Genomic DNA, 13,628 nt, shown 5'->3' with positions numbered 1-13,628 from the left:
GTGGGACTACCGCCCCGCCCTCGAAGCGGACCAGCACAGGAAATACGGATGACGCCACGTTTCATATTTTCAATAGTCGCTTATGCAGTTTTCCTGCTGTCAGGCTGCGCCACCGTGTCGCAGGAACCGCAACCCGAGCCGCTTAAACCTTACTCGAACCTCCGGGCGCCCGGATCAAGAACGGGTTCGGTGCGTGCCGACCGCAGCCTTCCGTCCGTGGAAATCCCCGTTTCGCCGCAGGGTCTGCAGACCATCGATCTGACTTCTGAAACAGACGATCTTTTCCAGCGCATGCGCAACGGTTTTTCAATGCCCGACATCAACAACGATCTCGTGCTTTACCACCAGCAGTGGTACATGAACCGTCCCGAGTCCCTGCGCCGGATGGTCCAGCGCAGCAGCCTCTACCTGCACTACATCGTCGAGGAACTCGACAAGCGTGGCATGCCCATGGAAATTGCCTTGCTGCCGATGGTCGAGAGCTCCTTCAACCCGATGGCCTACTCACGCGCCAAGGCTTCCGGCCTGTGGCAGTTCATTCCATCGACCGGCAAACGCTACAACCTCGACCAGAACTGGTGGAAGGATGACCGGCGCGACGTCGTCGCCTCGACCAACGCGGCGCTCGACTACCTGCAATCGATCTACGAAATGCACGGCGACTGGCATCTGGCGCTGGCCTCCTACAACTGGGGCGAAGGCGCCGTTGGCCGGGCAGTCAACAAGAACCGGGCGCTGGGCATGCCTACCGATTACCTGAGCCTGACCATGCCGGGCGAAACAAAAAACTACGTTCCCAAGCTGCAGGCGTTGAAGAATATTTTCAGCAATCCGGCGCTGGTGGCCGAATTCAATCTGCTGAAGATCGCCAACCGCCCCTACTTCGGTACCGTCACCAAAACCTCCAATATCGACGTCAAGGTTGCTGCCAGGCTGGCCGGAATGCAGGTCAAGGAATTTGTTGCGCTCAACCCGGCGCACAACCGGCCGGTCATCAAATCCGAGTCGACGATGGTCATCCCGGCGGACAAGATGGATACCTTCGTGAGCAATCTCGAAGCCCATGAAGGCAGCAACCAGCCGCTTTCCTCCTGGCAGTCCTACACCGTTCGCCCAGGCGACAAACTGGAAAAGATCGCTCCGCGCTTCGGCATGACGGTCGCCAATCTGAAGGAAGCAAACAGCATTACCGGTCGCATCAAGGTCAGTCCGGGATTAACCTTGCTGGTCGCCGGGCAGGAGGGCGGAGAACCGCTCGACATGGACGCGCTAGCCGAACAGCCCCGCCTGCCGGCCGCCGACCCGGTGCCTGAGAAAGCCAGTCAAACACATACCGTGCGCAAGGGTGAAACACTGCCGGTGATCGCCAGGCGCTACGGCATGACCGTGACCGAATTGAAGCGAATCAACCATCTGCGCAATGACAAGATCGCCGCCGGCACCCGTCTGACAGTAGCTGGCGCGAACGAGACTGCGGCAAAGAGCGAAAGCAAGCACGGCAAGGCGGAGATCAAGTCAATACAGCGTCCCAGCCCCCAGAAAGCGCCAAAGATCACCCACTACACCGTTCGTCGCGGCGACACGCTGGCCTCGATTGCCAAACGCTTCAAGGTCAGCAAGGACGATCTGCTGCGCTGGAACCGCCTCTCGCCCAATGCGCTGACGGCGGGCAAGACGCTGACCATTCAGAACCCCTGATTCTTGATGCAGGTGGCAGCGCAGCGTCGGTCGGTCGCGCACGACGCTGCGGCCAAGGGTCGAAATTGATTCCGTGCCTGGCGCCTTCGATGGCAGGCGCTTACCTTTTGGACAAGGCTTTTCTTTGACAACAGGTAAATCGTGCGCACATAATATGTGTAACAACATTCAATGGAGACAGCCATGAACATCACTCTTTCCGTAGACGAACAAGTTGCTCAGCGTGCACGTGAAGCGGCCAAGAAAATGGGTAAAAGCCTGAATCAAGTTGTACGCGACTACCTTGAACAACTGGCAGGCGGTGCCAACCGTGGTCAAAAATGGGCACAGTTTGAAGCACGCTGCTTGCAGTCGCAGGCGCAGTTGGGTACTTGGCACTTTAATCGCGACGAAGCCAACGAGCGTTGAGCGTATGGCGACCCGCAGTTTCATCGACACCAACATCCTTATTTACGCCGAGGCAAGCGACGTACCCGCGAAGCAGAAAGCGGCACTTGCACTTCTCAGGCAGCTTTACGAAGACGCGAGTGGTGTGCTATCCACCCAGGTGCTCCAGGAGTATTGCAACGTCGCGCTTAAAAAGCTCAAACTTTCGCCCCAGTACATTCGTGCACAACAGGATTTGTACGAACAGTTTGAAGTCATTCAAGTGACCCCGGCCATCATCCGGGCCGGGCTGGACTTGCACCAGATTCGCAGTGTCGCGTTTTACGATGCGATCGTGCTCGCCAGCGCACAGACCGCAGGCTGTTGCGTGCTCTATAGCGAAGACATGAATACGGGAGAGTTAGTCGGTGATGTTCGAATACTCAACCCATTCGCCAGCCAGTGATCCCGGCTTTCAGAGCCGAAAAAAACAGAAACCGTGGTACGTCCCCTGTTTTCCTGGTTCACAGGATGGTAACGTTGCAGAGCGCCAATTCGAGGGGCTTTCAGCGGAAAAACAATGGGAGTCCGTCCCCTATTCTTGCAAGGAAGCGCCCAGAGGAAAAACAATGGGAGTTTGCCCCCTATTCTTGTCCCATATTTTTCCGGCGCATTGATCGGCCCGAAAGGAAAGCAGGACAGGCGTCTTGAATAACTGTGTCGTGAGCGCCAACAAATCAAAGGGGTCAGACTCCATCGATCCGCCTAGTTGCAGGCGCAATGGGAGTCCGCCCCCTATTCTTTCTCAAAACAAATATCCCTAGACCTTGAAACCGGCGACCATCCCCTTTAGGGAAACTGCCAACTGCTCCAGCCTGGCCGAGGCAGCGGAACTGTCCAGACTAGCCAGATGATTAGTTTCGGCCATCTGCGCTATTTCTTCGACATTTCGTGCAATGCTGGCGCTTGCCGTCTTCTGTTCCTGAACCGAGGCTGTCACCTCATCAACGCCCGAATTCGTGTTCTGCACCGATTGGGTGGAGCGTGAGAGAACTTGCGCGAGATTGTTCACGACTACGTGAATCAAAGGGGTCAGACTCCATCGATCCGCCTAGTTGCAGGCGCAATGGGAGTCCGCCCCCTATTCTTTCTCAAAACAAATATCCCTAGACCTTGAAACCGGCGACCATCCCCTTTAGGGAAACTGCCAACTGCTCCAGCCTGGCCGAGGCAGCGGAACTGTCCAGACTAGCCAGATGATTAGTTTCGGCCATCTGCGCTATTTCTTCGACATTTCGTGCAATGCTGGCGCTTGCCGTCTTCTGTTCCTGAACCGAGGCTGTCACCTCATCAACGCCCGAATTCGTGTTCTGCACCGATTGGGTGGAGCGTGAGAGAACTTGCGCGAGATTGTTCACGACTACGATGCTAGCCGCGAGGGACTTCAGACCACCTTCGACGGACCGATCGACCATCGATGATTTGCCATTCAAGTTTTCAGTTACTGCCGCGATCTCCCCCGCCGACCTGGAAGAATGTTCTGCCAGCTTGCGCACTTCGTCTGCCACGACAGCAAAGCCACGGCCTTGTTCTCCAGCGCGAGCAGCCTCAATGGCAGCATTCAGCGCCAGCAGGTTGGTTTGGTCGGCAATTCCCCGGATCTGCTTGGTCATACCGGCGATTGCGTTGGTATCGCTGACGAATTCCCTCACTTGCACCGCTATCGCGTCAACATCAATCTGGACTTTGGCGAGTTCTTGCTGCAATTCCGAGATACTCTGGTTACCTCTAAGTGAGTCCTCCAGACTGGCATTGGAAAGCTGGCGTACTTCGCCGGTCGTTTCTGCGATAGATGCCACACAGACGCTCATCTGCTCAATGGCAGCTGCAGTCGATGCTGCCGAGTCCGACTGGCTCGCAGAGTTGCTGGCGACTTGGCGAGCGGTACTCGTAAGTTCGGATGCAGCTTCGGAAACCTCACTCGCACTGCCGCGCAGATTACGCAAAATGTTTTGCATCTCGCTTACGAAATCATTGACCCCAGAGGCAATCTGGCTCAGTTCATCGTTTCCCTCGACAGGCAGCCGTTCGGTCAGATCGCCCTGTCTCAAGCGGGCAATCTTCTGCTGGATGCCAGACAGGCTCTTCTGCAATCCTGCGGAGATACTGAATACCAGCGCGATGTTGATAACTGCAACGAGTATGATCAACGAGATATTGGTCCAATAAACACGGACGGAAATTCTTTCCGCTACTTCACGTGCGGCCTTGGCCTCGGCCAGCCGCTCCAACACGAATTTATCCAGGCCCTTCTGAAATGGTTTGAACTGGTTGTTGTAAAGCGGCACAAGCCTGTCGTTGGCCGATTTGATATCGGTGGCGGCCAGCGCGATCAGTTGCTGGGAGTCCTTGGCATATTGTGACCACTTGACGACAAATGTCTTGAACTCGTCGCGAATCTCTGGCCGTTTAATGATGTTGATTACCTTGCCCTGAATTTCGCGGATGTTCTTTTCAGCATCAGCGAACACTTCCTGCGTTTCCTTGAGCGTTGGGTCCAACATGATTGTCGAAACGGCGCTGGCTTTCATTTCGCCGAGCATCAGCGAATAACCTTCGCGCCGCTGCGCTGTATTTTCAGCATCTCGCATGGAATTTAGGCCAGTAATCGTAGCTAACTGAATCAAGCTCAGGCCGACGATCGTAACCAGGGCCAGAGCCTGCAACTTTCTTTTGATCATCATGAATTTACTACCTCAACGGATCTTCGTGCATATTGGGTTCCTGGCTTTTTTCAGGTTTGAATAAATAACCATGAACAAGCGTTGGAGTGACTTTCCTCAGTCGGATAGTTCTTTGGGGAAGAAACCAGCCAATCAAATGGATGTAAAACAAAAGACACGAGACCGAAAATGCTTGTCAACCGGCTTCCCGAACAGTCGTCACGCTTGCGATGGAATTTGCTTCGAACCTTAGCACTTACGATTGATTTGTTCTATAGCCATAAAGGCATAGGGCTTGCGTGATAGGGCACCGGAAACCGGGGGGACGGAAACCGGGGTCAGACCACGGTTCTAATTCCCGCTCCAGCCGAAATCCTTCAATCGACGTTTCGATACAAGCGTCCCCATGAAATTGCAGTCTCGACACTTGCCAGTTGCACCGTTTCGCCGGGAGCGAAATCGTGCAAGACCCAAAGTCCGTCCGAGCCTTTGCGGAAAAGCTCAACCTGCTGCTGGTCGGGGTCGATCAGCAGGTATTCCTTCAGGGACGGCAGGCTTCGGTAGGCAATGAACTTGTCGCCACGGTCATAGGCGGCGGTAGATGGGGAAAGTACTTCGGCAACCAGAACGGGATGGTGCATGACCAGTTCTTCGCGATGGTCGTCCGGATGGCAGGTGACGAAGACATCAGGATAGAAAAAACGGTTTTTGGTGACGACCTCAATTTTCATGTCAGCCATATAGACGCGGCATGATGAGCCGGACAGGGCATCGTCGAGGGCTGCCAACAGGTTCCCTGAAACGGTGACGTGTCGCCTGGAAGCACCGCCCATGGCAAAGACTTCTCCGGTGACATATTCGTGTTTTCCCGGCTGACTGGCTTCCCAGCGCAGGTATTCCTCGGTACTGAGAATTTTAACTTCAGCCGGCAGCGACATGGTTTATCTCCGATTCATGCATTCGGGTTGATTTTAAACTACCCGCCATTCGGTGCTCAGGGTAAACAGAAATCAAAGTAGAAATCAAAGGTGTCAGCTTCGCATTGTTTTTTTAAACGTAACCTCAGGGACGGACCACAGTTTTGCCCGGTTTTTCGATTTTTCCGGTGTTTATGCGAGAACCTTAAAAAGGAATTATCAAGCCGCCAATCGATGCTCAATCGCGGCTCGCGCCAAGTCAGGCACAAAAGCACCTTCATCAATCGACGGAAAATAAAGATCGAAACCACCGCCTTCCAGCCGAACATCCGACAGGTCGGCTGTTGCCGGTAAACCAAGTGCGCCGGCAGGAATAGCCAATTCGACATCCCCTTCGAATTCCAGGACAAGCCGATTACGGACAGTGTCAAAGCGGACGCTGACAGCGCGAGGCTCGACGACTGCTGCTTCTTCGCCACGCTTCATTGCGCGGGCGATCATTTCGTCAACAGGTTCCATGTATTAACCTCCAATCTTCGCAGAGTGTAGAAAGCGCCTGCTCAATTTGAGTTAGAGCGCGCCTTGGCGTTCCCTCATCAATGCTTCCTCTTGCCTCAACCAGTACAACTGGACCACCAGGGCAGTTCAGCGCAATTTTAGCCCGACCATCGGGCCCCACTAAGTGCACATGAGCAGGTGCATGGTCATGAGTGTAGATCATCACTCGCCAAGCCCCGATTCTTATCAGCGTTCCCATCCTGTTTTCACCCCATCTTCTCAGCCAGCTTCTTAGCCTGAAGGTGAGTATGGCGCTTGAGAGGCTTACCAAAGATCAAGGCGAACTGAGCCTTTATAAACCTGGCCAGCGCGCAATTACCGATACAGGTGGCAGTGCACCGTATGGCTCGCCGTCACCTGGCTTATTTCGGGATAGCTCGCACGGCAGGACGCGCTGGCCTGCGCACAACGCGGATGGAAGTGACAGCCGACGGGCGGATTGGCCGGTGACGGCATTTCACCCGCCAGGCGGATGAATTCCGGTTGCGCATCCAGGCGCGGGCTGGGCACGGCAGAGAGCAGCGCCTTGGTGTAGGGGTGCTGCGGCGAACGCAGCACTTCATCGACGCGGCCGCGTTCGACGATGCGGCCGAGGTACATCACCGCCACTTCATGCGCCAGATACTCGACGACGGCAAAATTGTGGGTGATGAACAGGTAGGCCAACCCGAGATCGTCCTGCAGTGCCTTGAGCAGGTTGAGAATCTGCGCCTGCACCGAGACGTCGAGCGCCGAGGTCGGCTCGTCGCAAACGATCAGTTCCGGCTGGACCGCCAGCACGCGGGCAATGGCAATACGCTGCCGCTGTCCGCCGGAAAACTCGTGCGGATAACGCAGAGCCGCCGCCGCATCGAGCCCGACCTGCTGCAGCAGCGCGGTGATGGCCGCTTTATTGTCAGACTCCTGCGACTTGATGCCGAGCGCGCTCATACCCTCGCCGATGATCTCGCCGACCGAAAGGCGCGGGTTGAGCGAGGCAAACGGGTCCTGAAAAATCATCTGCATGCGCCGGCGCAACGGGCGCAATGCGCTGCGCGAGAGGCCACTCAGTTCGCGCCCTTCTAACTGAACGCTGCCGCCGGTTGGCTTGATCAGTTGCAGGATGGCCTTGCCCACCGTGGTCTTGCCGCAACCCGATTCGCCAACCAGGGCCAGCGTCTGGCCGCGCACCAGATCAAGCGAAACGCCATCGACAGCCTTGACGTAGCCAACGGTGCGTTGCAAGACGCCACGGCGGATCGGGAAGTGGACGAGCAGGTTTGCAACGGTGAGGAGTGAGGGGTGAGGAGTGAGGAGTAAAGGCGTGGGCGCTGCAATGTTTGGCGTGGTGGCGACTTTCCTGGCGGGTTCATCGAGTAGATGACAGCGCACGCGGTGACCTCCACCCGCCTCATGCCAGCCCGGCGACTCGTCGCGGCAGCGCGCCCAGGCGTGGGGACAGCGTTCGGCAAAGCGGCAGCCGTTTGGCATCGCCGACAGCGCCGGCACCTGGCCGGCAATCGTTTCCAGCCGTCCGCCGCGCCGGGTCAGGTCGGGCAGTGCGGCAAACAGCTTCTGCGTGTAGGGATGGAGCGGCGCAGCGAAGAAGGCATCACGCGGCGCTTCCTCGACGATTTGCCCCGCATACATGACGCCAATCCGATGCGCCATTTGCGCGACGACGCCGAGGTCGTGCGTGATCAGCAACATACCCATGCCGCGTTCGGCCTGCAGGCGGCGCAACAGGTCGAGAATCTGCGCCTGAATGGTGACATCGAGCGCGGTGGTCGGCTCGTCGGCGATCAATAAACGTGGATTCCCGGCCAGCGCCACGGCGATCATCACGCGCTGTTTCATGCCGCCGGAGAGCTGGAACGGGAACTCGTCGAGACGGCGCTGAGCGTCGGCAATGCCCACCGCGTTGAGCAGTTCGAGCGCACGTTCGCGCGCGGCGCTGCCAGTCAAGGCGAGATGGCGCTCCAATACCTCGCCGATCTGCCGACCGACAGTCAGCACCGGGTTGAGGCTGGTCGCCGGTTCCTGGAAGATCATGGCCATGCCGCCGCCGCGCACAGCGCGCATTTCGGATTCCGGCAACTGCAGCAGATCGTTTCCTTCGAAGCGCACCTCGCCGCCGAGAATGCGCCCCGCCGCCGGCAGCAGGCGAAGCAGCGAGAGCGCGGTGGCCGATTTTCCGCAGCCTGATTCGCCGAGCAGCGCCAGGGTTTCGCCGCCATGCAACTCGAAGTCGATACCGTCAACCGCTGCCAGCACCTGGCGGGTGCGGGCGAAACCGCTGGCAAAGCCCATGCGCAGGCCGCGCACGCTCAGGATCATTTCGTCGCGGCTCATGCCGAACCCGCCATGCGCGGATCGAAGGCGTCGCGCACCGCGTCGGCCAGCAGATTGGCCGCCAGCACCAGCGCAAACATGAAGACGAAAGCAGCGGCCAGCGACCACCAGACCATCGGTTCGCGCGCCAGCTCCATGCGCGCGTTGTTGATCATCGTGCCGAAGCTGATCATCGTCGGATCGACGCCGATGCCGACGTAGGACAGGACCGCCTCGGCCAGCACCAGGCTGGAAAAATCCATGACCAGCGCGATGATCACGATATGCATCAGGTTGGGCAGGATGTGGCGCAGGATGATGCGCAGGTCGGAGACGCCAAAGGCTTGCGCGGCCTGGATGTATTCGAGCTCGCGCAGCTTCAGCGTTTCGCCGCGCAGCAACCGGCACAGCCCGGTCCAGCTGGTTACGCCGAGAATGAAGCACAGCGCCAGCAGGCGCAGGTCGGCGCGTTCGGCGGCGGTGGCGAACCATTGCGGATGGGTGTCGATGACTACCTGCATCATCAGCACGGCAGCGGCGATCAGCAGCACGCCGGGAATCGAGCTGAGCGTGGTGTAGAGATACTGGATCACGTCATCGACCCAGCCGCGGAAATAGCCAGCCAGAATGCCGAGCAGGATCGACAGCGGCAGCATGACCAGCGTCGTCACCAGCCCGATCACCAGCGCCGTGCGAATACTCTTGAGCACCTGATAAAACACATCCTGCCCGACCTTGTCGGTGCCGAAGACGTGGTAATCGACGCACAGCGTGGCCAGCGGCAGCACCAGCAGAAGCAGCGCACCGAGGGTGATCAGCACCGCACTCCATGCAAAATCCGTATCGCCACGCCAGAGACCGCGCCACGCCTTGCTCAGCGAGCATGCCTCGCTGCGAGCCAATGAATACGTGCATCCCAGGGCAATGCACCCCCACAGCAAGCAGGCAAGCGCTCCTGCAGCCAGCAGTCGCTGGCCGACATCGGCAGCGCGCTGCTCATCGTTATCGCCCAGATGCGCGCCGCCGTGCTTCAGGCGCGGGAAATCGCGCAGCAACTGAACCCTGCCTTCGCCATCGCGTACTTCGATCGATTCCTTGGCGTAGGCACGCGTCGCCAGCGGTTCGGAGTAAGTTTTCTCGTTGCGCATGCGCAGCGGCGTCGCCACGGCATCGAGCAAGGACAGCACTTCGATGGCGTAGGCCACCGGCTGTTGCCCGGCGTTTCCGTTATCGCGAGTTTCGAGCCGGGTCCGGAAATGAATCGAGTCGAGCAGGCCGACCAGCACGAAGGCGATCAGCACCGTCGCCGCGGCCATCCCCGAACGGCTGCGCCCGACCCGCCGCCAAGCCGCACGCAGCGGCGGATTGCGCAACGACAGCACGCCGAGTACCAGCGCGGCCACCACCAGCAGCCAGATCAGCACGTCGGACCAGAGAATGACGGGAAGGAAAGTCATCTGGGCGATCCCGACGGAGTAACGTCCACCGCGAAGGCGCAAAGAGCGCGAAGGTTACGCAAAGAAAGGCGCTTGGTAGATGCCACTCTGAATTCCAATAGGCATTCTCCGTTCTCCTTTGCGTTACCTTTGCTACTTAGCGCCTTAGCGGTGGACGTTAAAGTGTTCATCAGTTCACTCAAACCGTATCCGTGGATCAACGAAGGTATAGGAAATGTCGGTAAGAATCAGGCCGACGATGTATAGCACCGAGCCGATGAAGACCATGGCGCGCACCACCGCGAAATCCTGCGCGTTGATGGCGTCAATGGTGTAGCTGCCCAGCCCGGGAATGCCGAAGAACGATTCGGTGAGCAGCGAGCCCATGAACAGCAGCGGGATGACGACGACGACGCCGGTCAGGATGGGAATCATGGCATTGCGCAGCACATGGCGGAAGAGCACGGTCAGCTCGGAAAGCCCCTTGGCGCGTGCCGTGCGCACGTAATCCTTGCTGATCTCCTCAAGGAAAATGGTGCGATACCAGCGCGCCGACGAACCGATGCCGGAAATGACCCCGATCAGCACCGGCAGGATGAGGAATTTCCAGCCATCCAGACCGCCGCTGAAGCCCGAGATCGGCACCAGACGCCACAGCTTGCTGATCAGAAACTGGCCGCCGATGATGTAGAAGAGCCCGGAAATCGACATCATCGCCACGCACAGCACGACGCCCCAGAAGTCGAGATAGCTGGCGCGAAAGAAAACCAGCAGCAGGGCAAAGCTGACCGTCACGAACAATCCGAGGATGAAGGTCGGCAACGCGATAGCCAGCGAAGGCCCCATGCGCGAGGTGATTTCCTTGGCGATGTCGCGGCCGTCCTCGGCGCGCCCGAAATCGCCGACGAACATGCGTGCCGACTTGGTGAACAGGATGGTATCGGTCAGCACGCCGACGCCTTCGGCCTGCGTATTGACGAACAGTGGTTTGTCGTAGCCGCGTTCGCCCTTCCACTTGGCTATCGCCTCGGGCGTCACGCGCTTCACCCCGAGCTGCATGCGCGCCATGTCATCCGGCGTATTGACGACGAAGAACAGCGCGAAGGTAATCAGATTCACCCCGATCAGGATCGGTATGGCGTAGAGCAGTCGGCGCAGGAGGTAGGCAAGCATGGGGCGAATATATCCTATGCCTAGGGGAAAAAACTTACCGCAGAGGTGACCGAAGGAAATGCAGAGCCGCAGAGGCGCAGAGGTACCGCAGAGAAAATCTTGGTTTTCTCTGAGGCTTTTCTCTGCGCCTCTGTGACTCTGCGGTGAAAATCTTTTTTATTCATGAAGTTCTCAACGCGCCGTGCCGCGCTCGCGCCGGCGATAGCTGATGAACGCCGGCAGGATCACGGAGATTAGCAGCAACCCGCCTGCCGCCAGCGGCCAGAGCACCGGCTCGTTCCATTCGCGCCGTCGCTTTTCTCGCTCGGCAACGTCGATGCGCTGATATTTAAGGATGTTGTTGCCGACATCGGTCGGTTTGCGGTTGTACAGCCAGGCATGGCCGAGCGTGTAGCTCTTCGGGTGGAAACCGAAAATCCACGGCGCATCCTCCTGCAGAATCCGGTTCGTGCGGCGGATGATGGACAAGCGCTGCGTGCCGCTCTGGCCGTCGCTTTCCATGTCCTTCATCTCGGCAAACAGGCGGTCGAATTCCGGATTGACGTAATTCGAGGCATTCTCTCCCGCTTTCGCCACCTTGCCTTCGGAACCGGCGAGCAGGAAGAAAAAATTCTCCGGGTCGGGATAGTCGGCGTTCCAGCCGAGGTAGTAGAGCTGCACCGCGCCCTTGCGTACCTTTTCCTGGAAACGGTTGAAGTCGGTCGAGCGTACGACGAGCTGGATGTCGAGCTTGGCGAACTGGCGCGTCAGCCAGTCGAGCCGCGACTTGTCACCCATGCCGCCGCTCGTGGTGTCGAGATTAAGCACCAGCGGCTCGCCGGTCCTGGCGTCGCGTCCATCCTGCCAGCCGGCTTCGGCGAGCAGTTTACGGGCTGTTTCAATCGGCTTGCGTCGGGCCTTGCCATCGACCCAGTCGTAGACCACCGGATTGATTCCCGCTTCGCCTTCAAGGTAGCCAAAGATGCCCGGCGGCAATGGGCTCATCGCCGCAATGCCGCGCCCGTTCATGAAGATCGAGACGAACTCTTCCTGATCGATGGCGATCGACAGCGCCTGGCGCAACTTCCTGCTGCGCTCCGGACCGACGCCGTCCTTACCGCCAACCACCGGATCGAGCATGTTGAAACCCATATAGAAAGTCGAGGGTCGCACGCCGGTCAGCAGACGAATGCCCTTGGCACGCATCTCGTCCGAGAGCTGGACATCGCCACCGACGTTGAGGCGCACCGCCTGATCGAAACTGTCGGAGGAAATGCCTGAAGCGTCGAAATAGCCTTGCAGAAACTTGTTCCAGTAAGGAATGCTTTCCTTTTCACGCGAAAAAACGGCCTTGTCGATCAGCGGCAGCGGCTTGCCGCAGTCGGCCAGCAGGCCAGCGTCACGATCTTCCGCCTCACCTTCGCAAGGATAGGTTTCGCCGTGGAAGTTGGGGTTACGTTCGAGCACCATGCGCCGGTTCGGGTTGTTCTCGACCAGCATGTAGGGGCCGGTTCCGACCGGATACCAGTCGAGCGTCAGGTTCTTCCCGGCCATGCCGGGCTGCGCGTAGAAGCGGTCGACTTCGCGCGGCACCGGGGCGAAAAAGGGCATCGCCAGCCAGTAGAGAAACTGCGGATACTTGCCGCTCAGCTTGATGCGAAAGGTATAGCGATCGACCCGCGTCACGCCGTCGAGGTGAAAGTTGTCAAGATCAAGCCAGGCAGCGGCGGGCAGGGTTTTCGCCGCACTGTGCAGCGCCTCGCCAAGTTCCTTCAGGCCGACAATACGCCCGGCCATCATGCCGAAGATCGGCGAATGCAGGCGCGGATGGGCCAGCCGCTTGATCTCGTAGATATAGTCGTCGGCCACCAGTTCGCGTGTTCCGGTGTGCGCGAAGTCGGCAATGCTATTGATGCCGCGCAGCTTGTTACTGTCCAGATCCGCATAGGCAGGTTTGCCACTTTCATCAAGCGCGAAAGCCGGGTGTGGCTGGAAGCGGATGCCGGGGCGGATGCGAATCTCGTAAACACTATGTGCGATCAGGTCGGACTGCACATCGGCTGGCAGCGCCTTGCCTTTGCTGTCGTAGTAACTCGGCACCGGAACGGAAACCGCTGTCGACGGAATCAGCGTGTAGGGGCGCTTCAGATAGTGGTATTGCAGCGGCGGCTCGTAGATCTGCGCCGTAAAGGTGATTTCATCTTCGCTGTAGGATTGCACCGGATCAAGGTGCTTGGGCCGCTCGGTGAAGGCCGAGTAGAGGATGTTCTTGCCGCGTTCGCTGGCCGGATAGGGGTCGTTCTGTTCGCTGCTGCAGGCAGCAAGCAGCAGGAACAGTGACAGGCAAAAGGGGCGGAAAACAGGCATGAGGCGCAGTTTAACGTGAAAGTCGCGCCAGCGACTCTCGAACCTCCCCTCGCCCTCTGGGAGAGGGGTCGGGGGTGAGGGGAACGGGCAGGGCTTTCATT

At 58.4% G+C, this 13,628-nt stretch carries 12 protein-coding genes; 3 read left to right on the top strand and 9 right to left on the bottom strand.

The annotated features are described in order from the left end of the window. Nucleotides 1-48: 48 nt before the first annotated feature. The 3 genes from ACOYNV_RS09895 to ACOYNV_RS09885 all read left to right on the top strand — a co-directional run bounded on the left by ACOYNV_RS09895 (nt 49) and on the right by ACOYNV_RS09885 (nt 2,530). On the top strand, nt 49-1,698 hold the full coding sequence (locus tag ACOYNV_RS09895) for a LysM peptidoglycan-binding domain-containing protein (RefSeq protein WP_422899601.1): 1,650 nt from the start codon (nt 49-51) through the stop codon (nt 1,696-1,698). 183 nt (nt 1,699-1,881) lie between these two features. Further along, nucleotides 1,882-2,106 carry a DUF6364 family protein gene (locus ACOYNV_RS09890; RefSeq protein WP_422899600.1) on the top strand — a complete coding sequence of 75 codons (225 nt, stop codon included), beginning with the start codon at nt 1,882-1,884 and terminating at the stop codon, nt 2,104-2,106. Between the two features lie 4 nt (nt 2,107-2,110). Then, nucleotides 2,111-2,530: a PIN domain-containing protein gene (locus ACOYNV_RS09885; RefSeq protein WP_422899599.1), complete on the top strand. Its 420-nt coding sequence runs from the start codon at nt 2,111-2,113 to the stop codon at nt 2,528-2,530. 354 nt (nt 2,531-2,884) lie between these two features. Here the strand turns inward: ACOYNV_RS09885 and ACOYNV_RS09880 are convergent, their stop codons facing one another. The 9 genes from ACOYNV_RS09880 to ACOYNV_RS09840 all read right to left on the bottom strand — a co-directional run bounded on the left by ACOYNV_RS09880 (nt 2,885) and on the right by ACOYNV_RS09840 (nt 13,527). Then, nucleotides 2,885-3,151, bottom strand: coding sequence for a hypothetical protein (locus tag ACOYNV_RS09880; protein WP_422899598.1), 267 nt, complete (start codon nt 3,149-3,151; stop codon nt 2,885-2,887). A 79-nt stretch (nt 3,152-3,230) separates the two neighbouring features. Next, nucleotides 3,231-4,808 carry a methyl-accepting chemotaxis protein gene (locus ACOYNV_RS09875; RefSeq protein WP_422899597.1) on the bottom strand — a complete coding sequence of 526 codons (1,578 nt, stop codon included), beginning with the start codon at nt 4,806-4,808 and terminating at the stop codon, nt 3,231-3,233. Between the two features lie 356 nt (nt 4,809-5,164). Further along, complete coding sequence (locus ACOYNV_RS09870; protein WP_422899596.1) at nt 5,165-5,725, bottom strand: Uma2 family endonuclease; 561 nt, start codon at nt 5,723-5,725, stop codon at nt 5,165-5,167. Between the two features lie 198 nt (nt 5,726-5,923). Next, nucleotides 5,924-6,223 carry a hypothetical protein gene (locus ACOYNV_RS09865; RefSeq protein WP_422899595.1) on the bottom strand — a complete coding sequence of 100 codons (300 nt, stop codon included), beginning with the start codon at nt 6,221-6,223 and terminating at the stop codon, nt 5,924-5,926. Beyond that, nucleotides 6,210-6,425 (bottom strand): DUF4160 domain-containing protein, encoded by a 216-nt coding sequence (locus ACOYNV_RS09860; RefSeq protein WP_422899623.1) that lies wholly within the window; start codon nt 6,423-6,425, stop codon nt 6,210-6,212. The genes ACOYNV_RS09865 and ACOYNV_RS09860 overlap by 14 nt, the downstream gene beginning before the upstream one ends. 152 nt (nt 6,426-6,577) lie before the next feature. Further along, the gene (locus ACOYNV_RS09855) at nt 6,578-8,593 is read right to left on the bottom strand and encodes a dipeptide ABC transporter ATP-binding protein (protein ID WP_422899594.1); all 2,016 of its coding nucleotides are present in this window, start codon (nt 8,591-8,593) and stop codon (nt 6,578-6,580) included. Beyond that, nucleotides 8,590-10,029, bottom strand: a complete 1,440-nt coding sequence (locus ACOYNV_RS09850; protein WP_422899593.1) for an ABC transporter permease — start codon at nt 10,027-10,029, stop codon at nt 8,590-8,592. Before ACOYNV_RS09850 ends, ACOYNV_RS09855 begins: the two co-directional genes overlap by 4 nt. Before the next feature lie 174 nt (nt 10,030-10,203). After that, on the bottom strand, nt 10,204-11,181 hold the full coding sequence (locus tag ACOYNV_RS09845; protein WP_422899592.1) for an ABC transporter permease: 978 nt from the start codon (nt 11,179-11,181) through the stop codon (nt 10,204-10,206). A gap of 171 nt (nt 11,182-11,352) precedes the next feature. Further along, nucleotides 11,353-13,527 (bottom strand): ABC transporter substrate-binding protein, encoded by a 2,175-nt coding sequence (locus ACOYNV_RS09840; protein ID WP_422899591.1) that lies wholly within the window; start codon nt 13,525-13,527, stop codon nt 11,353-11,355. Between the last annotated feature and the right edge of the window lie 101 nt (nt 13,528-13,628).

This window comes from Propionivibrio sp. (assembly GCF_049316945.1).
Lineage (GTDB): Bacteria > Pseudomonadota > Gammaproteobacteria > Burkholderiales > Rhodocyclaceae > Propionivibrio.
The sequence above is the reverse complement of the archived record's forward strand: the minus strand, read 5'-3'. Positions and strand labels throughout refer to the sequence as shown.